General features: G+C 63.0%; 21 protein-coding genes and 2 pseudogenes. 8 read left to right on the top strand and 15 right to left on the bottom strand.

Annotation, left to right across the window (positions count from 1 at the left end):
* Together AC3EMP_RS06290 and AC3EMP_RS06285 are read right to left on the bottom strand one after the other, a co-directional pair.
* On the bottom strand, nt 1–1,014 hold the full coding sequence (locus tag AC3EMP_RS06290) for a carbohydrate ABC transporter permease (protein WP_023668891.1): 1,014 nt from the start codon (nt 1,012–1,014) through the stop codon (nt 1–3).
* A gap of 250 nt (nt 1,015–1,264) precedes the next feature.
* On the bottom strand, nt 1,265–2,620 hold the full coding sequence (locus AC3EMP_RS06285) for an ABC transporter substrate-binding protein (protein WP_023684298.1): 1,356 nt from the start codon (nt 2,618–2,620) through the stop codon (nt 1,265–1,267).
* A gap of 365 nt (nt 2,621–2,985) precedes the next feature.
* On the opposite strand from AC3EMP_RS06285, the gene AC3EMP_RS06280 reads away from it, so the two are divergent.
* Nucleotides 2,986–4,008: a substrate-binding domain-containing protein gene (locus tag AC3EMP_RS06280; RefSeq protein ID WP_352597325.1), complete on the top strand. Its 1,023-nt coding sequence runs from the start codon at nt 2,986–2,988 to the stop codon at nt 4,006–4,008.
* Nucleotides 4,009–4,174: 166 nt separating this feature from the next.
* Nucleotides 4,175–5,521, top strand: coding sequence for an NAD(P)/FAD-dependent oxidoreductase (locus AC3EMP_RS06275; protein WP_023668894.1), 1,347 nt, complete (start codon nt 4,175–4,177; stop codon nt 5,519–5,521).
* A gap of 25 nt (nt 5,522–5,546) precedes the next feature.
* Here AC3EMP_RS06275 and AC3EMP_RS06270 read toward each other — a convergent pair whose 3' ends face one another.
* Genes AC3EMP_RS06270 through AC3EMP_RS06260 form a run of 3 tightly spaced genes read right to left on the bottom strand, consistent with a single transcriptional unit; the run spans nt 5,547 to nt 8,198 of the window.
* Complete coding sequence (locus AC3EMP_RS06270; RefSeq protein ID WP_352514617.1) at nt 5,547–6,959, bottom strand: S8 family serine peptidase; 1,413 nt, start codon at nt 6,957–6,959, stop codon at nt 5,547–5,549.
* Complete coding sequence (locus tag AC3EMP_RS06265) at nt 6,949–7,617, bottom strand: hypothetical protein (protein ID WP_023715514.1); 669 nt, start codon at nt 7,615–7,617, stop codon at nt 6,949–6,951. Before AC3EMP_RS06265 ends, AC3EMP_RS06270 begins: the two co-directional genes overlap by 11 nt.
* 14 nt (nt 7,618–7,631) lie before the next feature.
* Nucleotides 7,632–8,198 carry a sigma-70 family RNA polymerase sigma factor gene (locus AC3EMP_RS06260; protein WP_023725917.1) on the bottom strand — a complete coding sequence of 189 codons (567 nt, stop codon included), beginning with the start codon at nt 8,196–8,198 and terminating at the stop codon, nt 7,632–7,634.
* 271 nt (nt 8,199–8,469) lie between these two features.
* Between AC3EMP_RS06260 and AC3EMP_RS06255 the strand changes: the two are divergent.
* Nucleotides 8,470–9,650 (top strand): annotated as a pseudogene (locus AC3EMP_RS06255) (IS256 family transposase).
* A gap of 171 nt (nt 9,651–9,821) precedes the next feature.
* Here AC3EMP_RS06255 and AC3EMP_RS06250 read toward each other — a convergent pair.
* The 6 genes from AC3EMP_RS06250 to AC3EMP_RS06225 all read right to left on the bottom strand — a co-directional run bounded on the left by AC3EMP_RS06250 (nt 9,822) and on the right by AC3EMP_RS06225 (nt 17,920).
* Nucleotides 9,822–10,661 (bottom strand): alkaline phosphatase family protein, encoded by an 840-nt coding sequence (locus AC3EMP_RS06250; protein WP_352652416.1) that lies wholly within the window; start codon nt 10,659–10,661, stop codon nt 9,822–9,824.
* 64 nt (nt 10,662–10,725) lie between these two features.
* On the bottom strand, nt 10,726–12,381 hold the full coding sequence (locus AC3EMP_RS06245; RefSeq protein ID WP_023671390.1) for an ABC transporter ATP-binding protein: 1,656 nt from the start codon (nt 12,379–12,381) through the stop codon (nt 10,726–10,728).
* Nucleotides 12,381–13,208, bottom strand: a complete 828-nt coding sequence (locus tag AC3EMP_RS06240) for an ABC transporter permease (protein WP_023703637.1) — start codon at nt 13,206–13,208, stop codon at nt 12,381–12,383. Before AC3EMP_RS06240 ends, AC3EMP_RS06245 begins: the two co-directional genes overlap by 1 nt.
* Nucleotides 13,209–13,217: 9 nt before the next feature.
* The gene (locus AC3EMP_RS06235; RefSeq protein ID WP_352713704.1) at nt 13,218–14,177 is read right to left on the bottom strand and encodes an ABC transporter permease; all 960 of its coding nucleotides are present in this window, start codon (nt 14,175–14,177) and stop codon (nt 13,218–13,220) included.
* Between the two features lie 16 nt (nt 14,178–14,193).
* Nucleotides 14,194–15,780, bottom strand: coding sequence for an ABC transporter substrate-binding protein (locus AC3EMP_RS06230; RefSeq protein ID WP_352713701.1), 1,587 nt, complete (start codon nt 15,778–15,780; stop codon nt 14,194–14,196).
* Nucleotides 15,781–15,934: 154 nt separating this feature from the next.
* Nucleotides 15,935–17,920, bottom strand: a complete 1,986-nt coding sequence (locus AC3EMP_RS06225) for a CocE/NonD family hydrolase (RefSeq protein WP_352713699.1) — start codon at nt 17,918–17,920, stop codon at nt 15,935–15,937.
* A gap of 182 nt (nt 17,921–18,102) precedes the next feature.
* Here AC3EMP_RS06225 and AC3EMP_RS06220 point away from each other — a divergent pair.
* Nucleotides 18,103–18,356 (top strand): annotated as a pseudogene (locus AC3EMP_RS06220) (BrnT family toxin).
* Entirely contained in the window at nt 18,343–18,654 is a 312-nt protein-coding gene (locus tag AC3EMP_RS06215; RefSeq protein WP_023671384.1) for a BrnA antitoxin family protein, read from the top strand. Before AC3EMP_RS06220 ends, AC3EMP_RS06215 begins: the two are co-directional and overlap by 14 nt.
* A gap of 10 nt (nt 18,655–18,664) precedes the next feature.
* Here the strand turns inward: AC3EMP_RS06215 and AC3EMP_RS06210 are convergent, their stop codons facing one another.
* The 4 genes from AC3EMP_RS06210 to puuE are packed head-to-tail and all read right to left on the bottom strand — an operon-like array spanning nt 18,665 to nt 22,067.
* Nucleotides 18,665–19,258: a nucleoside deaminase gene (locus AC3EMP_RS06210; protein WP_023683488.1), complete on the bottom strand. Its 594-nt coding sequence runs from the start codon at nt 19,256–19,258 to the stop codon at nt 18,665–18,667.
* Nucleotides 19,259–19,261: 3 nt separating this feature from the next.
* On the bottom strand, nt 19,262–19,762 hold the full coding sequence (locus AC3EMP_RS06205; protein WP_352713697.1) for an ureidoglycolate lyase: 501 nt from the start codon (nt 19,760–19,762) through the stop codon (nt 19,262–19,264).
* The gene (locus AC3EMP_RS06200; protein WP_488494594.1) at nt 19,759–20,616 is read right to left on the bottom strand and encodes a bifunctional allantoicase/(S)-ureidoglycine aminohydrolase; all 858 of its coding nucleotides are present in this window, start codon (nt 20,614–20,616) and stop codon (nt 19,759–19,761) included. Before AC3EMP_RS06200 ends, AC3EMP_RS06205 begins: the two co-directional genes overlap by 4 nt.
* Nucleotides 20,617–20,648: 32 nt before the next feature.
* Nucleotides 20,649–22,067 (bottom strand): allantoinase PuuE, encoded by a 1,419-nt coding sequence (gene puuE / locus AC3EMP_RS06195; RefSeq protein ID WP_352713693.1) that lies wholly within the window; start codon nt 22,065–22,067, stop codon nt 20,649–20,651.
* Between the two features lie 184 nt (nt 22,068–22,251).
* Here puuE and uraH point away from each other — a divergent pair, with 184 nt between their 5' ends.
* From uraH to xdhB, 3 genes are read left to right on the top strand one after another with little or no spacing between them, the layout of a single operon-like run.
* Nucleotides 22,252–22,626, top strand: a complete 375-nt coding sequence (uraH, locus tag AC3EMP_RS06190; protein WP_023683492.1) for a hydroxyisourate hydrolase — start codon at nt 22,252–22,254, stop codon at nt 22,624–22,626.
* Nucleotides 22,627–22,629: 3 nt separating this feature from the next.
* Nucleotides 22,630–24,111 carry a xanthine dehydrogenase small subunit gene (xdhA, locus tag AC3EMP_RS06185; protein WP_352713690.1) on the top strand — a complete coding sequence of 494 codons (1,482 nt, stop codon included), beginning with the start codon at nt 22,630–22,632 and terminating at the stop codon, nt 24,109–24,111.
* Nucleotides 24,111–26,477: a xanthine dehydrogenase molybdopterin binding subunit gene (xdhB, locus tag AC3EMP_RS06180; protein WP_352713687.1), complete on the top strand. Its 2,367-nt coding sequence runs from the start codon at nt 24,111–24,113 to the stop codon at nt 26,475–26,477. Before xdhA ends, xdhB begins: the two co-directional genes overlap by 1 nt.
* Nucleotides 26,478–26,538: the final 61 nt, after the last annotated feature.

Below are 26,538 nucleotides of genomic sequence, written 5' to 3'. Positions count from 1 at the left end.
TCAATGTCCTCCCGTCTCTTTGTTCGCCTGGCGGATGTTCCAGACCATGATCGGGATGACCGCGATCATGATGATGATGGCGATGGTGGCGCCGCGGCCGAAATCGCCGCCGCCGCGGAACATCCAGTCGAACATCAGATTGGCCAGCACCTGGCTGTTCCATTGGCCATTGGTCATGGTCAGCACGATGTCAAACACTTTCAGCACCAGGATGGTGATCGTCGTCCAGACCACGGCGATAGTGCCCCAGATCTGCGGCACCATGATCTTCCAGAAGATCTGGAACGGATTGGCGCCGTCGATGACCGCGGCTTCAAGCGTCTCTTCGGGGATGCCGCGCAATGCCGAAGACAGGATGACCATGGCAAAGCCGGTCTGGATCCAGATCAGGATGATCATCAGGAAGAAATTGTTCCAGAACGGCAGCGATATCCAGACCTGCGGCTGGCCGCCGAAATACTGGATGATGGCGTTGAGCAGGCCGATCTGCGTCTGGCCCTCGCCGCGATATTCGTAGATGAATTTCCAGATCACGCTGGCGCCGACGAAGGAGATCGCCAGCGGCAGGAAAATCAGGCTCTTGGCGATTGTGCCCCACCAGATCTTGTCCGTGAGCACGGCGATTATCAACCCTAGAAAGGTGCATGCGGCGGGCACCACCGCCAGCCAGATGATGTTATTCAGGATCGAGTTGCGGAACTCGCGGTCGCCGAACGCCCATTCATAGTTGGCGAAGCCGACAAAATGCTGGCCGCCGCGGTCGAGGAAGGACAGCCAGAGCGTCGCCACCACCGGATAGATCAGGTAGACGGTGAGGATGATCATCGCCGGGCCGACGAACAGCCACGGACGGACCAGTCCTTGCCGGCGCAGATTGTCGATGGCCGCAGCCCCGGCCACGCCGCGCGACGGGAATATCAGGTCGACCAGCTTGTTGGCGCCCCAGAAATAGGCGACGCAGCCGCCGACGCCGATGATGATGACAAAAATGGCCGATAAGATCTGAGCAGCCATGGGTCCCTCTTCCCTGCGCATGATCGGCCGGGCCTTGAACAGCCCTGGCGATGTGGCTCTGCGCCGATTTAAGTTATTCTGAAACGAACGAACGCAAATCGGTCCGGCGTAAGGCGCCGGTCGGATCCGGGCCATAGCGGCCCGGATCCAGTCTGTGGAGGAAGTCCTGAATTTGCCGCCAAAGCGGCTGATTACTTGGCAGTGGTTACTTGCCAGCTGACTGCTTGCCAGCTGACTGCTTGCCAGCTGACTACTTGATAGCGTCCCAGCTCTTCTGGATGTCGGTGGCGACATCCTGCGCCGACTTGCCGCCGACCAGATCGATCATGCCGGTCCAGAAGGCGCCGGCGCCGATCTTGCCCGGCATCAGGTCCGAACCGTCGAAGCGGAAGGTCGAGGCATTGGCGAGGATATCGCCCTGCTTCTTCAGCGCGTCGCTGGCATAGGCATCCTTGTTGACCGACTTGAGCGGGGTGACGAAGCCGCCCTGGGCCATCCAGATTTCATGTGCCAGCGGCATTTTCAGAAATTCGATGAACGCGCGTGCACCCTTCGAATCCTTGGTGATCATGGCCAGCGTGCCGGCGCCGAGCACAGGCGTGCCCAGCTCGGGCTTGGATGCATAGGGCGGGAAGTAGAAGAAGTCGGCGTCCTGTCCAACCTTTGTGCCTTCCGGGAAGAAGGTCGGGATGAACGATGCCTGATGGTGCAGGTAGCATTTCGGCGGCACCGAGAAGAGGCCCTTCGGGCTGTCGCGGAAGTCGGTCGCGGCAACCGCCTTGGCCCCACCGTCGACCATCTTGTCGTCGGTCGCGATCTTGCCGAAAATGTCGATGGCGTTGACCACCGCCGGATCGCTGAACGGGATCTCGTTCTTTACCCACTTGTCATACACGTCGGGCGTCTGGGTGCGCAGCATGATGTCTTCGACCCAGTCGGTCGCCGGCCAGCCGGTAGCGCCGCCTGAGCCGAGGCCGATGCACCACGGCGTGCCGCCGTCGGCGATGATCTTCTTCTCGAGGTCGGCGAGCTCTTCCTGGGTCTTGGGAACCTTGTAGCCGGCTTCCTCGAAATTGTCGGGCGAATACCAGACCAGCGATTTCACGTCGGCCTTGTAGGGGAAGGCGAAGAAGCCCGGCTTGCCGTCCTTGTCCTTGAAGGTGCCGAGATCGACCCATGACTGGCCGGCGCCGTAATTGTCCTTGATCCATTTGGCGGTGTCGTCGCCCAGCGGCGTCAAAAGGCCCTTGGACGCCAGATCCTGGATCAGGCCCGGCTGCGGCAGTACGGCGATATTGGGCGGGCTGCCGGCCTGGGTATCGATGACGATCTGCTGTTCGTAATTTTCCGACGAGGAGTATTTGATCTCGGCGCCGGTGGCTTCCTGAAAATATTCGAGAACAGTGCGAATGAGGCCTTCGTCCTCGCCGCGCCAGGGCCCGAAGATGGTCAGCGTCTCGCCCTTGAGATCGACCTTCTTCAGCTCTTCGTAATTGGCCCAGTTGAAGCGCTTGTCTTCCCCGGGCTTGAACTTCAGTTCGGCTTGCGCCGGCAGGGACAAGGCGAGTGTGGCAAACGCTGCGCCAAGCAGAAGCATCTTCTTCATCGGTATTCCTCCCAGTGTGGACACATACACCCGGGCGGAACCTCCATTCCGCCCGCCGACGCTGCAGGACTGTGACTCGTTCAGAAAGGAACCGCAACCTTTCGAAAGAGTCTTCCAAAGCGCTTTGGTCTTTTTGATCTCGCCATTGAATCGGCTGGAAGTCAAGAGGGCGGTGGGCTAATCGATTTAATTGCGGGCCGCAAGACTTGGTAAAGTGCACTGCAGCACAGTTTTACGGCGGTGCAGCACCGTATTAAGCTTCAAACTGGCCGGACCAGTGCGTATGGTCGACCAGTTCGGCCGCGCCCATTGTGGCGCCGCGTGGCTTCAAAATTAAAAGCGCTTTGAGGCTTGGAGGCCTCCCAGTGAACCTGAAGCAGCTCTCTCATATGCTGGCCCTGTCGCAGACAACGGTAAGCCGTGCGCTCAACGGCTATCCCGAGGTCAACGAGGAAACCCGCCGGCGTGTGTTGGATGCCGCCAAGCGCCACGGCTACCGGCCCAACCCGAGCGCGCGCCGGCTGGCGACCGGCAAGACGGGCATGATCGGGTATGTGCTGCCGACGGGCGCCTCCGTCGACATCGACCCGCATTTCGTCGAGTTCCTGTCGGGTCTCGGCGACTATGCCCGCTCGCACGAGCTCGACCTGGTGCTGTCGCCGGCCGATGCCGACGACCAGGAAACCACCTATCGCCGCATCGTCGCCAACCGCCAGGTCGACGCCGTCTACATCTCCTCGCCGCGCCCGGCCGACCGGCGGGTGGCGCTGGTCAACACGCTCGGCATTCCCTTCATCGTCCATGGCCGCAGCGAAGGCTTCGATTTCGACTACCCCTTCACCGACATCGACAATGAGGGCGGCTTCCACGACGCCGCCCGGCTGCTGGTTCAGCTCGGCCACCGCCGGCTGGCGCTGATCAATGGCGACGACCGCGAGACCTTCGCCATCCACCGCGAGCGCGGCATGCGCAGGGCGCTGGCCGCGAGCGGCCTGACGCTCGGCGAGCGCCATGTCTGTTCACTCACCATGACCGAGGAGAACGGCTACCGCGCCGCCAGGCGCCTGCTCGAACAGAGCGAGCGGCCGACGGCGATCGCCTGCTCCAGCCTGATCATGTCGCTCGGCGTCGTGCGCGCGGTGCGCGACCTTGGCCTGACCATTCCCGGCGACCTGTCGTTGATTGCCCATGACGACGTCTTTCCATGGCTGAAGCCGGAGAATTTTTCCGTGCCGCTGTCGACGACGCGCTCGTCGATCCGCCTCGCCGGCGCCCGCATCGCCAAACGCCTGGCAGCGCGCATTTCCGGCTTGGAAGAAGGGGCGCGGGGCGAGGTCTGGCCTGTCGACCTGGTGGTGAGAGGCTCGGTCGCCGGCGCGCCGGTTTAGGGATTAATCCAATTGCTCCGCTGGGCAAGTTCACCCATGTGGATGTTGCCCGCAGATAGATTGACTTCGTTGGGACAACGGTCTGCCTGGACCTGTCCTTGATTTGGCTTCGAGTGGGTGGCAACCAGTAAGCCAGAGCCATCAACCAGTCCTCAGGGTGCGCCACTTGCCCATATTCCCGTTCTCCGAAACGGATCCAATCCGGCATCCTGGCCCACCGCCGAAAACGTCGGAGGTGGTCATTGTCGGTGGCGGCATCATCGGTGTGACGACGGCGCTTTTCCTGGCACAGCGGAACATCCCGGTGACGCTGCTGGAAAAAGGGCGCATTGCGGCCGAACAGTCGTCCCGAAACTGGGGCTGGATTCGAAAGCAGGGACGCGACGCCGACGAGCTGCCCATCGTCATCGAGGCTATTCGCCTGTGGCGGCAACTGGCTGAGGAATGCGGCGAGGACATCGGCCTGACCCAGACAGGTGTGACCTACCTGGCGAACACCGACAAGGACATGGCCGGGTTCGAAGCCTTCATGAAGATCGCCGCGATCCATGCGCTCGACACCCGTCTCCTGGATGCAGACGAAACCGCGACACTCATCAAAGGCATGTCGCGCAAATTCAAGAGCGCGATGACGACGCCCTCCGACATGCGCGCGGAGCCTTGGCTGGCGGTGCCCGCACTTGCCCGGCTCGCCGTGCGAAAAGGCGTCAAAATCGTCGAGAATTGCGCAGCGCGAACCCTCGAACTCTCAGGCGGCAAGGTCAAGGGCGTGTGGACCGAGGCGGGGTATGTCGAGGCCTCCAGCGTGCTGGTCGCCGGCGGCGCCTGGTCATCTCTGTTCTTGCGCAGACACGGCATCTCCATCCCCCAGCTCAGCGTCAGAGTAACCGCAGCCGCAACGGAGCCCATGCCTGAGGTCTATGCCGGTGCGGCGGCCGACGAACACATAGCGTTCCGGCGCAGGCAGGATGGCGGATATACGCTCGCCGCGGGCGGCAGCCATTTGCTTTATTTGGGGCCTGACGCATTCCGGCACGCCACCAAATACCTTCCCGCCCTCAGGGATAACCCGTTCGGGACGCGCTACTTTCCGTTCGCCCCGTCAGGTTACCCTGATGCGTGGTCGACGCCGCGCGATTGGGCGCCGGATTCCGTCAGTCCTTTCGAAAAAATGCGGGTGCTGAACCCGCCCCCTGAACGAGCCGGTCTGCGTTCGATAGAACGCAATTTCGGACGTCTTTTTCCACAGCTCGAAACAGTTCGCCTGAAGGCAGGCTGGGGCGGCATGATCGACGCCATGCCGGACGTCGTCCCCATCGTGGATCATGTGCAGGCCGTCGGCGGTCTTTTCGTCGCGACGGGAATGAGCGGTCACGGCTTCGGTATCGGGCCTGGCATAGGCCGTGTCGTTGCCGACCTGATCCAGGGAAACCAGACGGGGCACGACCTCAGCCGCTTCCGGCTGTCACGCTTCCATGATGGCAGCCCTGTCCGGCTGGGCCCGGCGCTCTGAATTGGTGGCGCGAATTTCGCCCGGTTTACTTGTTCGCCGCCGCCTTCGTATCCAGCAGCCCATAACCGAAATCATTGTCCCGTCCCTTCGGACCGAGATCCCTGGCGGTGGCGGCCAGCGCCTTTTCGATGTCGTCGGCGGAGCGCTCGGGTGAAGCGTGGATCAAATTGGCGATAGCGCCGGACACGATCGCGGCGGCAAACGAGGTGCCGGTGACGACGTCAGAGCCGGCGCCGCTCGGCGCCACCATCTCGACGCCGGGCGCCGAGATGAAGACATAAGCGCCGCGATTGGCCTGCTGCATCAGCCCGTCCTTGGCGTCGGTGGCGGTGACCGCGATCACGCCGTCATAGGCGGCGGGGTAGCCATAGGGCGCTTTCGGCCCGTTGTTGCCGGCAGCAGCGACCAGGATGATGCCGAGCCCGCGCGCATTGCGGCAGGCGGTGGCGAGCAGATCGTTCTTGGGGCCGACGAAACTCATATTGATGATGCTGACATTCTGGTCCGCCGCCCAGTCGAGCGCCGACAGGATGACATCCATGGTCGACCTGCCGTCCTCGAAGGCGCGGGCGTGATAGATCCTGGCGCCGGGCGCCATGCCTTCGAGCGCGCCGACGCCGGCGATCAGCCCGTCGACCGAGGTACCGTGGTCACGCTTTTCGACCGGCACGTTGGGCATGGCGTCGAACTGGTCGGCAATGACGCCGGTCAGCGCCGGATTGGTGTCGTCTATGCCGGTGTCGATGACGGCGATGCGCACGTTTTCGCCACTGGCTTGCTTGTTGTCGAGCTGAATGCGCTCGAAGGCATAGTTGACGATGCCGGCCGCCTGCTGCAGCGAATAGATATGGTTTGGCTCGCGCCGCAGGGTGCGGCCATCGGCGGCCAGCTGCGCCAGCACGGCGCCGACCGGGCGGCCGTCGGGAATGCCGAAGCGCACCAGCGTGGTGCCGAGCAGCCGCGACTGGCGCTGCGAGCGCACTTCAAGGCCGAAGGAGGCGGCGATCTGCTGGACGGCGCCGGCATCGCCGTCGACGGTCACCAGCACCTCGTCGGGCACGAACTCGCCGGCGATGGCACGGCGCGGCGCGGTCGCGACAAGATCGGTCGGCGAAACGATCGCCCCGCCGGCGGGTGGCCCGGCCTGCGTGTCGGCAGGCGGCGCTGACGGCCGCGGCGTCGGCACGGGCGCTACGGGAGCCGGTGGGTTGGGAAACAGGTCGACGATCAGGGCCGGAAGGGTAACTGCGCCTGGTTCGCCGCCGACGTTGGCCTCATTGCCGTCTTTCGGGCAGTCGGCAGCCGCCGCTCCGGCCGCGTCGGTGCAGTCGGCCCGGCCGGCATTGGGATCATTGGTCTGCGCCGACGCCGGCACGGCGACGATTGTCGTCGCCGCCACCAGGATCGCCGCAAATCGAATGACCGCCCTAGCTGCCATCAACCGGTTTCCTTCCCTCGATCACAGTCTCCGCGAACGGCTGGGCGGCAATAAGGCCGACGAGCCTGGTGTAGTCTCCTCCGGTCTTGACCGGGATGGCAATGCGGAAGACGCCCGAGGCGGCCGGCCCGCCGGCGATCTTCAGCGCGTTCTGGTCGAGGAAGACAGCGATGTCGGACATCTTCGCATCCGGCTTGAACTTGACCAGCGCGAACGGCAGTTTCGCCAGATCATCCTCGGCGCCGGCAATCTCGAAATCATGGCTCTTGCCGCCGGTCTGCACGTAGGACTGCACCACGACCAACGCCAGCAGCACCGCCGCTGCCGCCCAGGCGACCGTGGCCGGCATCGCCGTGAACCGGCCGAGTGCCTGCGCCAGCCAGGAACGGCCCGCGGGAGCGCGGACCGGTCCGGCTTCGGCGTCGAGCGCCCTGGCAAAGCGGCTGAGCGCATCGGCCGGTGGCCGGATCGCCTCGTTGGCGGCGGTGGCGCCGGAGAATTCCGCCTCAGCCTCGCCAAGCGCCGCCATCGCCGCCGGATCGCTCGCCAGCCATTCCTCGACGGCTTCGAGGTCCGAGCCTTCCAGCGAGCCGTTCAGGTAGAACGGCAGCAGCGTTTCCATTTCGTCACGGCGTGACATTTTTTCAGCGGCGCTCATATCTTCAGGATTGCTCATGGCCACCCCCTGTCGTAACCGGCGGCCTTGAGGGCTTCGCCGAGTTTCTTGCGGGCGTAGAACATTCGGGTCTTGACGGTGGCGACCGGGATGCCGAGCACCTCGCCGATCTCCGTCACCGACTGTCCATGGTAATAGGCAAGGTCGACCACCGAGCGGTGTTCCTCCGGCAAGGCATCGACGAAGCGCCGCAAGGCGGCGCCCTTGTCTTCCTTCATGGTGGCGACTTCCGGCGTGTCGGCGCCATCGGGAACCTGCGCCGCATCGTCGTCATCGATCCAGTCTTCTTTTTTCTTGCGCAGCATCGACAGCGCCTTGAAGCGGGCGATGCCGAGCAGCCATGTCGAGACTTCCGAGCGCCCTTCGAAACCGGGCGCCTGGCGCCACAGCTCAAGAAAGACCTCGTTTGCGATATCGTCGGCCATCATTTCCGATCCCGTCTGGCGCACCACGAAGCGGTAGACCCGCGCGTGGTGACGCATGAACAGCAGCCGAACAGCGGCACGGTCGCCCTTCGCGACCCGGTCGACAAGCGCGCGATCAGTCTCGGTCGCTGCCGTCATGGCCGGTCGAGCCGCCTGGCTCCTGTCTGCTCTGTCGCCGATCGGTTCAAAAAGGTTCATCCTTCCGCCAAGGAATTTTGGCGAAGCTAACCGAAGAAGGTGAGTGTTGCCAGAGTGTCTCCCTTCTCCCCGTCACTATACGGGGAGAAGGTGGCGGCAGCCGGATGAGGGGCGGTAGTGTGCTGAGAGTTCTGCAAATTCGCTGAGAGGGGGCGGTCATGGCAGGCTGGTGATTGTTCACGTCACCTGATTCCCGCGAAGGAACGCCACCATGACCAAGACTGAAGTTAAGACCGCCAGCGCTGCCGTCAAAGACATTTTGCTTTCGAACCCGGATGGATTGCACGAAGTGCTCCGTGCGGTGATGCAGGAGGTGCTTGAGGCCGAGATGGACGAGGCGCTGGGTGCCTCGAAGAGCGAGCGCACGCCCGAACGGCTTGGCTATCGCTCGGGCTATTACGGCCGTACCCTTGTGACGCGGGTCGGCAAGCTCGAGCTGCGGGTTCCGCAGGACCGGGCCGGCCGCTTCTCCACCGAGCTGTTCGAGCGCTACCAGCGTTCCGAGCGGGCCTTGGTGGCGACACTGGCGGAGATGTATGTCCAGGGCGTGTCGACCCGCAAGGTGAAGGCGATCACGGAAGAACTGTGCGGCCATGCCTTCTCGGCCTCGTCGATCTCGGCCATCAACAAGCGGCTGGACGAGAGCCTCGCTGCCTTTGCCAGGCGCCCCCTTCAAGAGCCGTTTCCTTACCTCATCCTCGATGCGCGCTACGAGAAGTGCGTGAAGCCGGTGTTGTCATGAGCCAGGCGGTGCTGATCGCGGTCGGTATCGACTGGGACGGAAGGCGCCAGATCCTGGCCGTGGAGATGGCCAATCGCGAGAGCCGCTCGGCCTGGAGGGACTTCCTCGTCGGCCTCAAGGGCGTCGAGTTGGTTGTGTCCGACGATCACGCCGGCCTGGTGGCAGCGATCGGCGAGGTGATCCCCGAAAACGCCTGGCAACGCTGCTACGTGCACTTCCTCAGGAACGCGCTCGATCATCTGCCGAGGAAGCACGGCGACGACTGCCTGCAGGAATTGCGCTGGCTCTACGACCGGCGCGATCTCGCAGAGGCCAGGGCTGATCTTGCCGCATGGCTTGCCAAATGGTCGGCACGCTATCCGCGCCTGACAGGCTGGGCCGAGGATGCCATCGAACAAACCCTGACCTTCTTCAGGCTGCCGAGACAGCACCACAAGCATCTTAAATCCACCAACATGCTGGAGCGGCTCAACGAGGAAATCCGCCGGCGCACCTATGTCGTGCGCATCTTCCCCAACACCGAAAGCTGCCTGCGCCTGGTCAGGGCCTTGGCCGTCGAGACCAACGAAAACTGGATGGAGGCCAACCGATACATCAACATGGACGACCTGCGCGAGCACAAGAAGCTCGCTCTGCGCCAAGCCGCATGACCAGCATCATGGCCGCCCCATTTTGCAGAACTTGACGCACACAACCATGAAGGCCCGCGCCGGCGTTGGGGTATTTATGTTTGATGTTAGCGCTGCCCCTCACCCTTACCCCTCTCCCCGTATATTGACTGGGAGGGGGGTAGCGAACGTTTGGCTCAGCGACGACCTCCGTCAGTTCAAGAAAGGCTTAGCCTTCATGGTCTCCGGCACCGGCACACCCAGCCGCTTCAGCACCGTCGGCGCCAGTTGCAGTTGATCAAGCAGCGTGTCCGGATCCGGCCCTTTGCCGGCTCCGAAATAATACAGCGCGAAATCCTGCATTTCGTCGTCATGGCCGCCATGATGGCCGCGGTCTGTCTGGCCGTGGTCGGCGGTTACGATCACCTCGTAACCGGCCTGCCGCCAGCCCGGCAGGAAGGCTGCCAGCATGCCGTCCATCGCATAGCAGGCATGGTCCATTTCGTGGCAGTCATGGCCGAAGCGATGGCCCATCGAATCCAGAGTGCAGGTGTGCAGGATACCGTAGTCGATGGCATGGCGTCGGGTCAGCATGGTCAGCGTCGCAAACAAATCGACATCGCTTGGCGTCATCTGGTTGCGGGCATTGTAGCCGGTCATGGTGTGGAAGCGGCCATGCGCGATCGGTCCGTTGGGCTCGTCATACTCCATGTCCTCGACCAGATCGAACGGATAGGAACGAAAGAATTCCGACCAGTAGGAATGCGTCACTGCGCCGGTCTTGCCGCCGGCCTTGCTGACCTCGGAGAAAATATCCGGCTTGTTGACGAGAAAACGGTTCTCGTTGGACAGGATGCCGTGCTCCTGCGGCGAAACCCCGGTGTGGATCGAGGCATAGCAGCAGGCCGAGGTCGACGGCAGCACCGAGCGCATCTTCCACACCTGCGCCTCGCCCGACTGCACCCAGCCCTCGAGATTGCCCATCAGCCGGCGCCAGTTCCGGTAGGGCACGCCGTCGAGAATGATGAGCAGCAGTTTGGTCTTGAGCGCCATGGGCGGCTCCGGAAAGCTTTTGCCGTTGAAGGAAGTTTTCGCGACAAAGGCCGCGAATTCCCTACTAGTTCCCCGCGCTCGCCATGCGCCGTCCCTTGATCGCCTTTTCCAGCCAGCCGATCTCCATCTCGGGAACGGACGACAGCAGCAGGTCGGTATAGGCGTCGAAGGGCGGCGTCAGCACCTTGCTCTTGGCGCCATAGCGCACCACCTCGCCGCGATACATCACCGCGATCGAATCGGCGATCGACTTCACCGTCGCCAGATCGTGGGTGATGAAGAGGTAGGCGACCTTCTCGTGCTGCTGCAGGTTGAGCAGCAGCTTGAGAATGCCGTTGGCCACCAGCGGGTCGAGCGCCGATGTCACCTCGTCGCAGATGATCAGCTTGGGCTTGGCGGCGAGCGAGCGGGCGATACAGACGCGCTGTTTCTGGCCTCCGGAGAGTTCGGCCGGATAACGATCGAGAAAGCCCTTGCCCATCTCGATCTCGTCGAGCAGTTCGGCGACGCGCTTGTCGCGCTCGCGGCCGCGTATGCCGAAGTAGAATTCCAGCGGCCGGCCGATGATGGTGCCGACGGTCTGGCGCGGGTTCATCGCCACGTCGGCCATCTGGTAGATCATCTGCAATTGCCGCAGATCCTCCTTCGGCCGGTCGGCAAGCCTGTTGGCGAGCGGCCTGCCGTCGAAGGTGACGGTGCCTTCTTCCGGCGGCAACAGCCCGGTGATGGCGCGCGCCAGCGTCGACTTGCCGGAGCCGGATTCACCGACGACGGCCAGCGTCTGTCCCGGATAGATGTCGACCGAGACGTTCTTCAGCACCTTGACGTGGCTGCCGCCGTAAGCGGCGGTGACGTTCTTGACCGACAGGAACGGCGCGGCGCCGGGCTTCTGCTCGGCATGCTCGATCTCATGCACCGAGACCAGCGCATTGGTGTATTCCTGGCGCGGCTCCTTGATGATCTGGCGAGTGCCGCCCCATTCGACCAGCCTGCCATGGCGCAGCACCATGATCTCGTCCGAGACCTGGGCGACGACGGCAAGATCGTGGGTAATGTAGAGCGCCGCGACATGGGTGTCGCGGATGGCGTCCTTGATCGCCGCCAGCACGTCGATCTGCGTCGTCACGTCGAGTGCCGTGGTCGGCTCGTCGAAGACGATCAGGTCAGGTTCCGAACACAGCGCCATAGCCGTCATCACGCGCTGCAACTGGCCGCCGGAGACCTGGTGCGGGAACCGTTCGCCGATGATTTCGGGGTTCGGCAGGCTGAGCTTCTTGAACAACGCCACGGCACGTTTCTCGGCCTCGGCGCGTGTCGCCGTGCCGTGCAGCAGCGTTGCTTCCACCACCTGGTCCATCAGCTTGTGCGCCGGATTGAAGGCCGCGGCCGCCGACTGCGCGACATAGCAGACCTCGCGGCCGCGCAATTTGCGGAAACCTTCCTTGCCGCCCTTGAGAATATCGCGGCCGTTGAGCAGCACCTCTCCGCCGGTGATGCGCACGCCGCCACGGCCATAGCCCATCGACGACAGGCCGATGGTCGACTTGCCGGCGCCGGACTCGCCGATCAGGCCGAGCACCTTGCCCTTTTCCAGCGTCAGCGAGACATCGTGGACCAAAACGATGTTCTTCGGCGCCTCGCCGGGCGGAAACACTGTCGCTTCGATGCGCAGATTGCGGATATCGAGCAGCAGGCCGGGCTTTGCTTTTGTGTCAGCCATCACCCGCGTCCTCCCTTCAGGCTTGTCGTGCGGTTGAGCACCCAGTCGGCGACCAGATTGACCGAAATCGCCAGTGCTGCGATCGCCGCGGCGGGGATGAGTGCCGCCCCGATACCAAAGACGATGCCGTCCTTGTTTTCCTTGACCATGCCGCCCCAGTCGGCATCCGGGGGTTGCACGCCAAGGCCGAGAAAGGACAGCGTCGACAAGAACAGCACCGCGTAGATGAAGCGCAGACCAAGTTCCGAGACCAGCGGCGAAAGCGCGTTGGGCAGGATCTCGCGGAAGATGATCCAGCCGCTGCCTTCGCCCCGCAGCTTGGCGGCCTCGACATAATCCATGACGTTGATGTCGACGGCCACCGCGCGCGACAGCCGGTAGACGCGGGTCGAGTCGAGGACGCCCATCACCAGGATCAGCGTCACCAGGTTGGTCGGCAGCACCGAAAGCACGACGAGCGCCATGATCAGGGTCGGGATCGACATCAGCAGATCAACAAGGCGCGACAGCAGCGTGTCGAACCAGCCGCCGAACACCGCCGCCGAAAAGCCGAGGATGGCGCCGAGCGAGAATGACAGCGCGGTTGCCAGCACCGCAATGAACAGCGTGATGCGAGCGCCGTAGATCATGCGCGACAGAAGATCACGGCCGAGATTGTCGGTGCCCAGCCAATGCGCTGCGGACATCGGTTCCCAAGGAACGTCGCTGACAATCTCGGCATTGCCGTGTGGTGCGATCCATGGCGCGAAGACAGCCGCCACGACGAACATCGTCGTCAGTACGATGCCAATCAGCGCGGGAATGGGGATGCGTTTGATATCGAGCATGCCCGCCGCCTATTTCGGATGTCTGAGGCGCGGATTGGCGACAATCGCCCCGATGTCCGCGATGATGTTGAGAGTGATGTAGACAGCGGCAAAGATCAGGCCGACGGCCTGCACCACCGGCACGTCGCGCTTGGTGACGTGGTCGACCAGATATTGCCCCATGCCGGGATAGACGAAGATCACCTCGACCACGACGACGCCGACGATGAGGTAGGCGAGGTTGAGCATGACGACATTGATGATCGGCGCGATGGCGTTGGGGAAAGCATGCTTGCGGATGACGTTGAAGGCCGACAGGCCTTTCAGTTCAGCCGTCTCGACATAGGCCGACTGCATGACGTTGAGGATGGCCGCGCGGGTCATGCGCATCATATGCGCCAGCACAACCAGCGTCAGCGCGGCGGCCGGCAACGCGATCGCCTGCATACGCTCGCCGAACGGCATGCCGTCATAGACCGTGGAAATGGCCGGGAACCATTGATACTTCACGGCAAAGAAATAGACGAGCACATAGCCGATGAAGAATTCCGGGAAAGATGTCGAGGCGAGCGCCAGGCCGGAGATCAGCTTGTCGACCCAGCCATTGCGGTAACGCACGGCGATCAGGCCGAGGATGATGGCCAGCGGCACGGCCACGATCGCAGCCCAGAAGGCGAGGAACAGCGTGTTCCACAGCCGCCCCTTGATCGACGTGGCAATATCCTGGCCGCTCGACATCGCCGTGCCAAGATCGCCGGTGAGCACACCGCCTAGCCAATGGAAATACCTGATGTAAGCCGGCTGATTCAGGCCGAGCTGCTCGCGCAGATTGGCGAGCGATTCCGGCGTCGCCGACTGTCCGAGAATGGCTTGCGCGACGTCGCCGGGCAGGATCTGGGTGCCGGCGAAGATCAGGACCGAAACGGCCAGCAAGAGGACGATGCCCAGCGCAACGCGCTGGGCCACAAGTTTCACGACGGGTGAGGACATATCCGCAAAGCCGGGCTCAGGCTTCGAGCCAGCACTTCGCCAGCGCGTAGCCGTTCATCAGCTCCTGATGCGGATCGTCTACCCAGCCGCCGACCTTGGCGCCTGTCGCATCGATGAACTGATTGAACATCGGCAGGATCAGGCCGCCCTCGTCGCGCACCAGCACGGCCATGTCGTGGTACAACTGCTTGCGCTTGGTCTCGTCGAGTTCGGCGCGTGCGGCCAGCACCAGCTTGTCGAAGTCCGGACGCTTGAAACGGGTGTCGTTCCAGTCGGCGGTCGACAGATAGGCGGTCGAGTACATCTGGTCCTGGGTCGAGCGGCCGCCCCAATAGGAGGCGCAGAAGGGCTGCTTGTTCCAGACCTCGTTCCAGTAGCCGTCGCCGGGCTCGCGCTTGAGCTCGATCTTGATGCCGGCCTTGGCCGCGCTCTGCTGGAAGAGCTGCGAGGCGTCGACCGCGCCCGGGAAGGCGACGTCGGAGGTGCGCAGCAGCACGGTGCCGTCATGGCCCGACTTCTTGTAGTGGAACTTGGCCTTGTCGGGATCATATTTGCGCTGCTCGATCTCGGAAAACAGCGGATAGGACGAATTGATCGGGAAGTCGTTGCCGAGCGAGCCGTAGCCGCGCAGCACCTTGTTCAGCATCTCTTCGCGGTCGATCGCGAGCTTCAGCGCCATGCGCAGGTCGCTGTTGTCGAAGGGCGCGGTGTTGCAATGCATGATGAAGACGTAGTGGCCGGGGCCGGCATGGTTGCGGATGGTGACGCCCGGTACGCGCTTGATGAGGTCGACGATCTTCGGCTCGACGCGGTTGATCATGTTGACCTGGCCGCCCTGCAGGGCCGCCGTGCGCGCGGTCGCGTCGTTGATGACGATGATCTCGATCTGGTCGGCATGGCCCATCTTGTCGGCCTGCCAGTAATTGGCGAAGCGCTCGCCGCCATGGCGCACGCCGGGCTCGTTGGTAGTGACCTTGTAGGGTCCTGCCGAGATGCCGGCATCCGCCTTGTCCTTGCCGCCGTTGGGCTGGACGATGAGGTGGTAGTCGCTGAGGAGATAGGGAAGGTCGGCGTTGGCCTCCTTCAGCGTCAGGACGACTTCCTTGCCACTCGCCTTGATGCTGTCGATGCCTTTCATGTAGCCCAGTGCGCCGGACTTCGATTTTTCATCGGAATGGCGCTCGAGGGTTGCCGCCACATCCTCAGCGGTCACCGTCTTGCCGTTGTGGAATTCGACGCCGTCGCGGATTTTCAGCGTCCACACCTTGGCGTCGTCCGACGAGCCGATCTCTTCGGCGATGCGGTTCTCGAGTTTGCCTTCCGGGGACAGCTCGACGATCAGCTCGCCCCACATCTTGCCAAAGGCGAACGGCACTTGCGTCATGAACAAAGCCGGGTCCAGGCTGTTCGTGGATTCGCCGCCTACGAGGCCGGCCTTCAGCGTGCCGCCCTTGACCGGGCCTTCCGCGCGAGCCGCACTGGAAAGCAGCATATTGGCGAAGGGCGCTGTGACACCGAGTGCTGCGGCGCGGCCGAGGAAATCACGACGGCTCAGCTTGCCGGACGCAACGCGCCGGCTCAGATATTCGAGTTCGTTGGACATTTGAGTTCCTCACTCTGTTGGTTCGACCTTATGGTCGTTTTTTGCTTGTTGTTACCAAAGGGATATTGACCGGAAGGCAAAGCGGTAAGCAAGACGGAATGCGACATGCCGTGGCGTAAATCGTGCGTCGCAACTGGACCAGTCGCGTGGACGCTCAGAGCAGGTCGCGCGGGATCGTCTCTTCGAAATCGCGTTCGAAAACCAGCGTTTCGCCCTCATAGGCTTCGATTCTGGCGCTGACGACGAAGTTTTGCGCGTCGCTGCGCATTTCAGCCGATGTCTCGGTGCGCACCGACCATCCGTTTCGCGACAAGGTCTGCGTCCAGTGCGTCCGGCCCGAGGCAGACAGCGGGTCGTAGGGATGGATCGTCCAGCTCTCGCGGGCAATGCTGCCATTGGCCAGTCCATGCGCGAGATCGCGCACTTCGCCGAAATCATCCGTGATCGAGAGCGTGACGATGCCGGTCTTCTCATCGCGATCGACGTGACGCTCGGAATTCGCTGCACGAACTGTCGCGGTTGCCCAGGGTGTTGCGCCTTCGGGAGACTGGAATGAAGTCTCGTCGCTTTTTGCGAGCGGGCGCAGCGGCAGCCTCAGCGTCGCCGCTGAAAGGTCGAGCCGCACCGGCTCCGGCGACGGCCAGATCATCGGCCAGTAAGCATTGGAAACCGCGATGCGCAGGCGGTGTCCGGCCGGCACGCGGTAGGCGCACTGGTCGAGAATAACGCGCGCCGCAACCGTTTCGCCCGGCACCAGCGCTTGCGGCTGTTCGTGCGAAGCGCGATGCGTCAGGTTAAGCACGCCGTAGGAGATCAGTTCCGAGGCGCCGTCCGGGTGCACGTCGCACAGCCGCACCGCGATGTTCGCCTGCGGGCGATCGGACGACACCCGGATGAGAAGCTCCGGCGCGCCGACGATGTCGAGTGCCTCGGCAAGCACAGGCTGATCGAAGCAGACGGACAGCGCGTCGTCCGGGCGCTGGTCGCCCGGCAGTTCCGGGCCAAAGGTGAAGGGAAAATATTCGCCGCCGGCGAGCCCGCAGCTTTGCGGGGTCGCCACGATCGCCGGCCTGACGCCGTCAGCAATGAGTTCGATCGCCCCGACCTTGATGTTGGGAGACGGCCATTCCTGTTCGGCCACCCAACGGCCCGGCCGCTCCGGGTGCCAGCGCGCCGGCCGCACACTGTCCATGACATAGGCGCGGTAGTCCGGGTCGGCCTCGACGCCGGTGTCGACGCCCTTCAACCAGCTGTCCCACCAGCGCAACGCCTCCTGCAGGAAGCCGATGGCGGGTTTGGGTTCGGCATAATGCGGGTATTTGTGGATCCATGGCCCGACAATGCCCTTCACCGGCGCCTGGATGTTGGTGACCAGATGCGAAATCGTGTTGCGGTAGCCGTCATGCCAGCCGCCGATCGACAGCACGGCGGCTTTGACCGCGGAGAAATCCTCGCAGATCGAACCGCGTTTCCAATAGGCGTCGCGATGCTGATGGCTGAGCCAAAGCGGCAGAAGGAAAGACTGGTTCTCCAGCCGCGTCAGCCAGAGGTCGCGCCAGCGGTTGTCGCCCGCAATCAGCGGATCCGGCGGTCGCGACGAATAGGACAACATGGTCGAGGCCCAGCCGAAATTTTCCGTCAAAAGGCAGCCGCCCTTGTAGTGGATGTCATCGGCGTAGCGGTCGACGGTCGAGCACAGGCTGATCACCGCCTTCAGCGCCGGCGGCTGCTTGGCCGCCACCTGCAGGCAGTTGAAGCCACCCCAGGAAATGCCCATCATGCCGACACTGCCGTTGCACCAGGGCTGTGCTGCCGCCCAGGCAATCACATCGCAGGCGTCCTGCAATTCCTGCTCGGAATATTCGTCGTCCATCAGACCTTCGGAATCGCCATTGCCGCGCATGTCGACGCGGATCGAGGCGTAGCCGTGGCCGGCAAAATAGGGATGCGTCAGTTGATCGCGAAAGATGGTGCCGTCGCGCTTGCGATAGGGCAGGTGCTCAAGGATTGCCGGCACCGGATCCTCGCTCGCATCGTCCGGCATCCACACCCGCGCCGACAGCCGGCAACCATCCGGCATGACGATGCCCATATCGGGGAATTCGATGACCTTGCGGGGAAATTCGGTGATGGTTTTCATGCGATGCTCCAGGATGTCAGTGACGCATGAAGCGGGCATGTCATGAAGTCAAACGGGCGACGGCCGGTGTCGCCGCGACGACGCCACGATATGTAGCCCGATTGTTTTGCCCTGATGTTGCAGGATTATAATTAATGTATTACAATTATTAACTGAACCCAACGTGATGAGGATGGTTTCGCCTGAAAATCGTTTGGGATGAGCCAAAGCGCGTGACGAACCTGGACAGCCGGGGTCTCGATTTTGCCGAACTCGATATTGAGTTTTTTGCGACTTCAACCGTCCTTCCAGCCAAGGCCGACCGGTTCAAGGCGATTGGCGAATTCGGAGAGATCATCCTGGCCGTGATTTTCAGCCGCTTGGTTCGGAGGCGATTTCGGTGATCTCGATGCGCCGTGCCAGCCGAAAGGAAAGGTCAGTATATGAACAATCCTAAATCGCGTGTTCGACCGCTTACCGATGCGGAGGAAGTGGAAATTCAAAGACAAATTGTTGATGATCCCGACGATGCGGAGACGACAGACGAACAGTTGGCGCAAGCCAGGCCTTTCGCGGAAGTGTTTCCAGAACTTTTCGAGAGCATAAGGCGTGCTCGTGGCCGGCCAGCCGTGGAGAAGCCTAAGCAAGTCGTGTCCATCCGTCTGGATCAGGATGTCATCAGTAAATTCAAGGCGACCGGCAAGGGCTGGCAGGCCAGGATCAACGAGGTGCTGAAAAACGCGAAGGTAGGCTAGGCAATCCGCGTCAGTTCAGCGGAATGTCGTTTTCGGCCTTGCGCGCCTGATAAGCGCCGGACAGTTCGTCGTAGCGGGCGGAAATATTGCCGATCCTTGCCTCAAGCCGGCCGCGCTCGGCCTCGGGCAGCGCCCGCACCAGCCTGCGAATGGAAAAACTCTTCCAATAAGCGTTCTCGGCATTGTAGCCGCCGGGATCAAGAGTGAAGACCTCTTTCAGGATTTTCAGATCGTGCGGGATCGCAAAGCTGTCGCGTGAATCCTCGTGGCTGAAGAGGTAGTAGAAATTGTCGAAGCCGGTCCAGGTGATCGCCGACAGGCAGAGCGAGCAGGGCTCATGCGTGGCGATGAAGATGGCGTCCTTGGTGTCGACGCGCTCGGCTTTCGGCATTTCATAGAAACGCTTCAGGCAGTGCACCTCGCCATGCCAGAGCGGATTTTCCATCTCGTTGTTGGTTTCGGCCAGCACCAGCGAGCGGTCGCCCTTCCGCAGGATGGCGGCGCCGAACAGCTTGTTCCCATGGGCCACGCCCTCTGCCGTTTTCGGCACGATGTCGTGCTCGATGACATCGAGCAGGCGGTCGATCAGCGATATGTCGGTCATTTCTCAGGTCTCGTTGGGGAGATGGATTTCGTAGGGGTGCGAGAAATGGAACTCTTCGAGGTTGGAGCCGTCACCGCCGCGGTCGACGATGACGAAATCCTGCGCTTCGCCGAGCGGCGTCAGCACGCCGTGCCAGAGATTGCGCGGATAGTTGACGCCTTGCCCGGGTGCGGTGATGAAGGCGTGCGGCTCGCCCGGACCGTCCTTGCCGTCATGGCAGACGACGACCAGGAAAGGCCGCGATGACAGCGGGATGAACGCCTGGCTGCCTAAGGGATGGCGCTCGACCATGGTCAGCTTCAGCGGCAGGTCGTAAGGCGTGCCGCGCGCCATCGAGATCAGCACGCAGGCATTCGGTCCCGCGGCTTCAGCGGTGGCGAGATTGTGGTAGCGCTCGGTCTTGCCGCCATTGATCGGGTAGTGATTGCCGCCGCCCATGTCGATGACATCGCCGAAGCCGGCAAAGCTTTCGCGGGTCAGCGGCCGCGCTGTGATGCGGGTCACCGCGCGCGACCGCCAATGCCCGCCCCGCCGAGCTTGGCGTGCCGGTTGACGTCCTTGTAAAGGAGATAGCGGAATTTGCCTGGGCCGCCCGCGTAGCAGGCCTGCGGGCAGAAGGCGCGCAGCCACATGAAGTCGCCGGCCTCGACCTCGACCCAGTCCTGGTTGAGGCGGTAGACCGCCTTGCCTTCCAAGACATAGAGCCCGTGCTCCATGACATGCGTCTCGGCAAACGGGATGACGGCGCCGGGCTCGAGCGTGACGATGGTGACATGCATGTCGTGGCGCATGTCGGCCGGATCGACGAAACGGGTCGTCGCCCAGCGGCCCTCGGTGCCGGGCATCGGCGTCGGCGCCACTTGCTGGTCACTGCTGAACAGGGCTTCCGGCGCGCCGATGCCGTCGACGGCCTCATAGGCCTTCCTGATCCAGTGGAAGCGTACGGCGTCGCGACCTTCGTTGCGCACCGTCCAGCCGCTGGCCGGCGGCAGGAAGGCAAAACCGCCGGCTTGAAGCAAGTGCTTCTTGCCGGCCAGCGAAACGGTCAACTCGCCCTCGACCACGAACAGCACGCCCTCGGCGCCGGCGTCCGGCTCGGGCCGGTCGCTGCCGCCGCCAGGCAGGATCTCGACGATGTACTGCGAAAATGTCTCAGCAAAGCCCGACAGCGGCCTCGCGATGATCCAGGCCCTGGTCTCGTCCCAGAACGGCAGTGGGCTGGTGACGATGTCCTGCATCACCCCCTTGGGGATGACGGCATACGCTTCGGTGAAGACGGCGCGGCCGGTCAAAAGCTCATTTTGGCCGGGATGGCCGCCATGCGGCGCGTAATAGGTTTTCTGGTCAGTCTTGATCATATCCATTGGGTCCTGACCCCTCAGTCATTTCATTAGAGCGGGAGCATGTCTTTCAGGCGGAGCAGCGCAATGCGCTCGACCTGTTTGCAGGCGGTATCGAGTTCGATGCCGCGGCTGTTGCCGATGCGCGCCTCGAACTCGGCGAGGATCTCCTCCTTGGTCTTGCCCCGCACCGCGATGATGAAGGGAAAGCCGAAGGTGGTGACGTAAGCGGCGTTTAGCTTGGAAAACAGCTCGCGCTCCTTGTCGGTCAGCGCGTCGAGGCCGGCGGAGGCCTGCTCGCGTGTGGATTCCGCAGTGAGGCGTCTCGCTTCGGCCAGTTTGCCAGCGAGATCGGGATGGGCGTTGAGGACGCCGATCCGCTCGGTTTCGCTGGCGGCGCGGAAGACGCGGCAGAGCGCATTGTGCAGGCCGCCGGCGCTGTCATGCGCCGGCCCAAGCTCCAGCTCATAGGCACGTTCGGCGATCCAGGGCGAATGTTCGAACACGCCGCCGAAAGTGTCGACGAAGGTCTCGAACGCCATCTTCGACGGCTTGAGCGCCGCCGGCTGGTAGGGGTGGTTCTCCTGCCAGTGCCTGGCGATATCGATGCGCCGTGCCAGCCAGACCTTGTCGTGCGATCTGACATAGTCGACGAAGCGCTTCAGCGCCGCCACCCGCCCGGGACGTGCGACGAGGCGGCAATGCAGGCCGATATTCATCATCCGCGGCCGGCCCGCTTTGCCCTCGGCATAGAGCGTGTCGAAACTGTCCTTCAAATAGGCGAAGAACTGGTCGCCGGAATTGAATCCCTGCGGCGTGGCGAAACGCATGTCGTTGGCATCGAGCGTGTAGGGGATGACGAGTTGCGCGCCGCCGCTGTGCTCGAACCAGTAGGGCAGTTCGTCGTCATAAGTGTCCGACACATAGTCGAAGCCGCCCTCTTCGGCCACCAACCGCACCGTATTGACCGAGGTGCGGCCGGTGTACCAGCCGGTCGGCCGTTGGCCCGTCACCTCGTAGTGCAGCTTGATCGCCGCTTCGAGGTCGCGGCGCTCGTCCTCGGCGCTGTGGTCGCGGTAGTCGATCCATTTCAGCCCGTGCGAGGCCATTTCCCAGCCGGCCTCCTGCATCGCCGCCACCTGGTCGGGCGACCGGGCTAATGCTGAGGCGACCCCGTAGCAGGTCACCGGCACTTGCGCCTCGCTGAACAGGCGCAGCAGCCGCCAGAAGCCTGCCCGCGCGCCATATTCGTAGATCGATTCCATGTTCCAGTGGCGCTGGCCGACCCAGGGCGCGGCGCCGACGATTTCCGACAGAAAGGCTTCCGAGGCCTTGTCGCCGTGCAGCACGCAGTTCTCGCCGCCTTCCTCGTAGTTGACGACGAATTGGACGGCCACATGCGCACCGCCCGGCCATTTCGGATCCGGCGGATTGGCTCCGTAGCCGCGCATGTCTCTAGAGTAACGCATTGCCCCTCCCCGCCGGACGCTGCCGGAAGTTGTGATCAGGATAGTCGAAAGGGTTGCTCGCGCATTCCCCCGAAATTTTTGAAAGTGTTTTTGTGCCACTCCGCTCGACCGGGACTTATGCATCGCCTTTAATTGGCGCACAATTCACTGCTTTGTTCGGCTGTATCGGAAATGGGAGGCGCCAGTGGCAGAAACGTCGAGAGCCGATGGCGGACGTCTGACGACGCATGTGCTCGACACCGCGACCGGCAAGCCGGCGGCGGGCCTGTCGATCGCGCTTTATCATCTTGAGAGCGACGCGCGGATACATTTGAAGACCATCGTCACAAATGCCGACGGCCGCTGCGATGCGCCGCTGCTGGCAGGAGCGGAATTCCGCCTCGGCGAATACGAACTGGTGTTCGCCGCCGGTGACTATCTACGCGGCCAGGGCACCAAACTGCCGGAACCGGCCTTCCTCGACAGTGTGCCGATCCGCTTCGGCATGGCGGAATCCGTGCATTATCACGTGCCGTTGCTTATCTCTCCTTATGGCTACTCGACCTACAGGGGGAGCTGACGCATGGCCAAGATCACAATACGCAACGAGATCCGCTTCATCCTCAATGGCAGGGATGTCGCGCTGTCGTCGGTGGCGCCCGACGCGACCTTGCTCGACTGGCTGCGGCTCGACCGCTCGCTGCGCGGCACCAAGGAAGGCTGCGCCGAGGGCGATTGCGGCGCCTGCACGGTCCTGGTCGGAAAATTGTCCGCCGGCAAGCTGGTTTATGAAAGCGTCAACGCCTGCATCCGTTTCCTCGGTTCGCTCGACGGCACCCATGTCGTCACCGTCGAGCATCTGCGCGGCGCGCCTGGCCAATTGCATCCGGTGCAGCAGGCGATGGTCGATTTCCACGCTTCGCAATGCGGCTTCTGCACGCCGGGCTTCGTCATGTCGCTCTACGGCTTGTGGATGAAGTCGCCGGACCCGTCGAATGCGGCGATCGAGAAGGCCTTGCAAGGCAATCTTTGCCGCTGCACCGGCTATGAGGCAATCATGCGCGCCGCGCGTGCCATCTCCAGCTACGGCAAGGCGGCGAAGGATCCGCTGGCGGCCGAGCGCAAGGCGATCACCGCCAGGCTCGAGACTATGCATGACGGTGCCCGCGTCGAAATCGGCGCCGGCAAGCTGAGGTTGGTCGTCCCGGCCAACGCCGATGATTTCGCCGCTGTACTGGATAAGGAACCCGACGCCACTGTTGTCGCCGGCTCGACCGACGTCGGCCTGTGGGTCACCAAGCACATGCGCGACATCTCACCGGTAGTCTTCATCGGCAATCTCGAGGGGCTGTGCGCGATCTCCGAAGACAATGACGTCATCACCATCGGAGCCGGCGTTACCTACACCGACGCCTTCGCGACACTGGCCAAGCGCATCCCCGCGCTCGGGCCATTGTTCGACCGCATCGGCGGCGAACAGGTACGAAACATGGGCACCATCGGCGGCAACATCGCCAATGGCTCGCCGATCGGCGACACGCCGCCGCCCCTGATCGCGCTTGGTGCGCAACTGACGCTGCGCCGCGCCAAGAAGCGGCGCACCATCGCGCTCGAGGATTTCTTCATCGCCTATGGCAAGCAGGACCGGCAGCCAGGCGAATTCGTCGAGGCCGTGCACGTTCCCGTGCCGGCCAAGGGCACGAAGTTTGCCGTCTACAAGATCACCAAGCGCCGCGACGAGGACATCACCGCAGCCCTTGGCGCCTTTTTCCTCGACTTGGCCAAGGACGGAACCGTGGCCGATATATGCATCGCCTATGGCGGCATGGCGGCCACCCCGAAGCGGGCTTTCGGTGTCGAAAAAGCGCTGCTCGGCAAGCCGTGGACGGAGACAACGGTGGAAGCGGCCATGGCTGAATATGCCGGCGATTTCACCCCGCTGACCGATATGCGGGCATCGGCCGAATACCGGGCGCTGGCGGCCAGGAACCTGCTGCTGCGCTTTTTTGCCGAAACCAGCGGCAGCAAGGCGCCGTTCCAGGTGTCACGCAACGAGGCGGCCTGATGAACAAGCACGCCTCTCCAGATCTCAAGGCGCAGAAGATTTCCGGTGGCGTCGCCGCCGACCAGCGCCACGATTCCGCGCACAAGCATGTCAGCGGCAGCGCGGTCTATATCGACGATATGCCGGAACCGGCGGGCATGCTGCATGGCTGCCTCGGCCTGTCCACGGCGACGCATGCGACGATCAGCAAAATGGATCTGTCGGCGGTGCGCGCGGCGCTGGGCGTCGTCGATGTGCTGACGGCCAAGGACGTTCCGGGCGAAAATGACATTTCGCCGACCGGTCGACACGACGAGCCGGTGCTGGCCGACGACAAGGTGCAGTTTTATGGTCAGCCGATCTTCTGCGTCATTGCCAAGACGCGCGAACAGGCGCGCCGCGCCACCCGGCTGGCCAAGATAGAATACAGTCCATTGCCTTTCGTCACCGACATTGGCGACCTCGACCCCCGCAAGGACAAGCTGGTCACGCCGCCACTGACCTTGAAGCGCGGCGATGCCGCCGCCGCGATCAAGGCGGCGCCGCGCCGGCTGAAGGGCAAGATGCGCATTGGCGGCCAGGAGCATTTCTATCTGGAAGGCCATATCGCCGTGGCCATTCCCGGCGAGGACCAGGACGTCACCATCTATTCCTCGACCCAGCATCCGAGCGAAGTGCAGCATATGGTCAGCCATGCGCTGGGCGTGCCGAGCAACGCCATCACAGTGGAAATCCGCCGCATGGGTGGCGGCTTCGGCGGGAAGGAGACGCAAGGCAACCAGTTTGCGGCATTGGCTGCGATCGCCGCCAAGAAACACCATCGCGCGGTAAAAATCCGGCCCGACCGCGACGACGACATGATCGCCACCGGCAAGCGCCATGATTTCCTTGTCGACTACGACGTTGGCTTCGACGACGACGGCAACATTTTAGGCGTCGATTTCATGTTTGCGGCGCGTTGCGGCTTTTCCTCGGACCTGTCCGGACCGGTCACCGACCGCGCGCTGTTCCATTGCGACAACACCTATTTCTGGCCGGCGGTGCATGCGCAATCGGCGCCGCTTTACACCAACACCGTGTCGAACACGGCGTTTCGCGGCTTCGGCGGCCCGCAGGGCATGGTCGGCGCCGAACGGGTCATCGACGAGGTTGCCTTTGCCGTCGGCAAGGACCCGCTCGAAATCCGCAAGCAGAATTTTTATGGCACCAGTGGTGATAAAGACGGGGGCCGCAACGTCACCCCTTATCACCAGACGGTCGAGGACAACATCATCCACCGCATCGTCGCCGAGCTGGAGGCGAGCGCCGACTATGCGGGGCGCCGCCGCATCATCCAGGCCTTCAACGCCAACAGCCGCTTCATCAAGCGCGGCCTGGCGCTGACGCCGGTCAAATTCGGCATCTCTTTCACAGCCACCCACTACAACCAGGCCGGCGCGCTGGTGCATGTCTACACAGACGGTTCGGTGCATCTGAATCACGGCGGCACCGAGATGGGGCAAGGCCTCTACGTCAAGGTGGCGCAGGTGGTGGCGGAAGAGTTCCAGATCGACCTCGACCAGGTCAAGATCACCGCGACGACCACCGGCAAGGTGCCCAACACTTCGGCCACCGCGGCGTCGTCCGGCACCGACCTCAACGGCATGGCGGCGCAGAACGGCGCCCGCCAGATCAAGGAACGGCTGACCGACTTCGCCGCCGAAAAATACCAGGTGCCGCGCGAGCAGGTGCTTTTCCTGCCGAACCGGGTGCGCATCGGCAACCAGGAGATCGCCTTCACCGACCTTGTCAAGCAGGCCTATATGGCCCGCATCCAACTGTCGGCGGCGGGTTTTTACAAGACGCCGAAAATCCACTGGAACCGTGACAAGGGCGAGGGCCGTCCGTTCTATTATTTCGCCTATGGCGCCTCGTGCTCGGAAGTCTCGGTCGACACGCTGACCGGCGAATATGTCGTCGAGCGCACCGACATATTGCATGAAACCGGCCGCTCGCTGAACCGCGCCATCGATCTCGGCCAGATCGAGGGCGGCTTCATCCAGGGTATGGGCTGGCTGACGACGGAGGAACTGTGGTGGGACGACAAGGGCCGGCTGCGCACGCACGCGCCGTCGACCTATAAGATCCCGCTCGCGTCCGACCGGCCGAAGATATTCAACGTCACGCTGGCCGACTGGCCGGAGGCCAACGAGCCGACGGTGCACCGTTCCAAGGCGGTCGGCGAACCGCCCTTCCCGCTCGGCATGTCTGTGCTGCATGCGCTGTCGGACGCGGTGGCAAGTGTGGCCGATCATAAGGTCTGTCCGCGTCTCGACGCTCCTGCAACACCAGAACGGGTGCTGATGGCGATCGAACGGCTGAAGGGTGAAGCCAAGAATAGCGCCTGACTCTGACCTGGATTCTGGCAAAACGTGCAATTCAGACTGAAAAACCCTATATTTCCCGTAC

Source organism: Mesorhizobium sp. P160219 (assembly GCF_057786095.1).
This window is presented reverse-complemented; position numbering and strand designations above follow the sequence as displayed.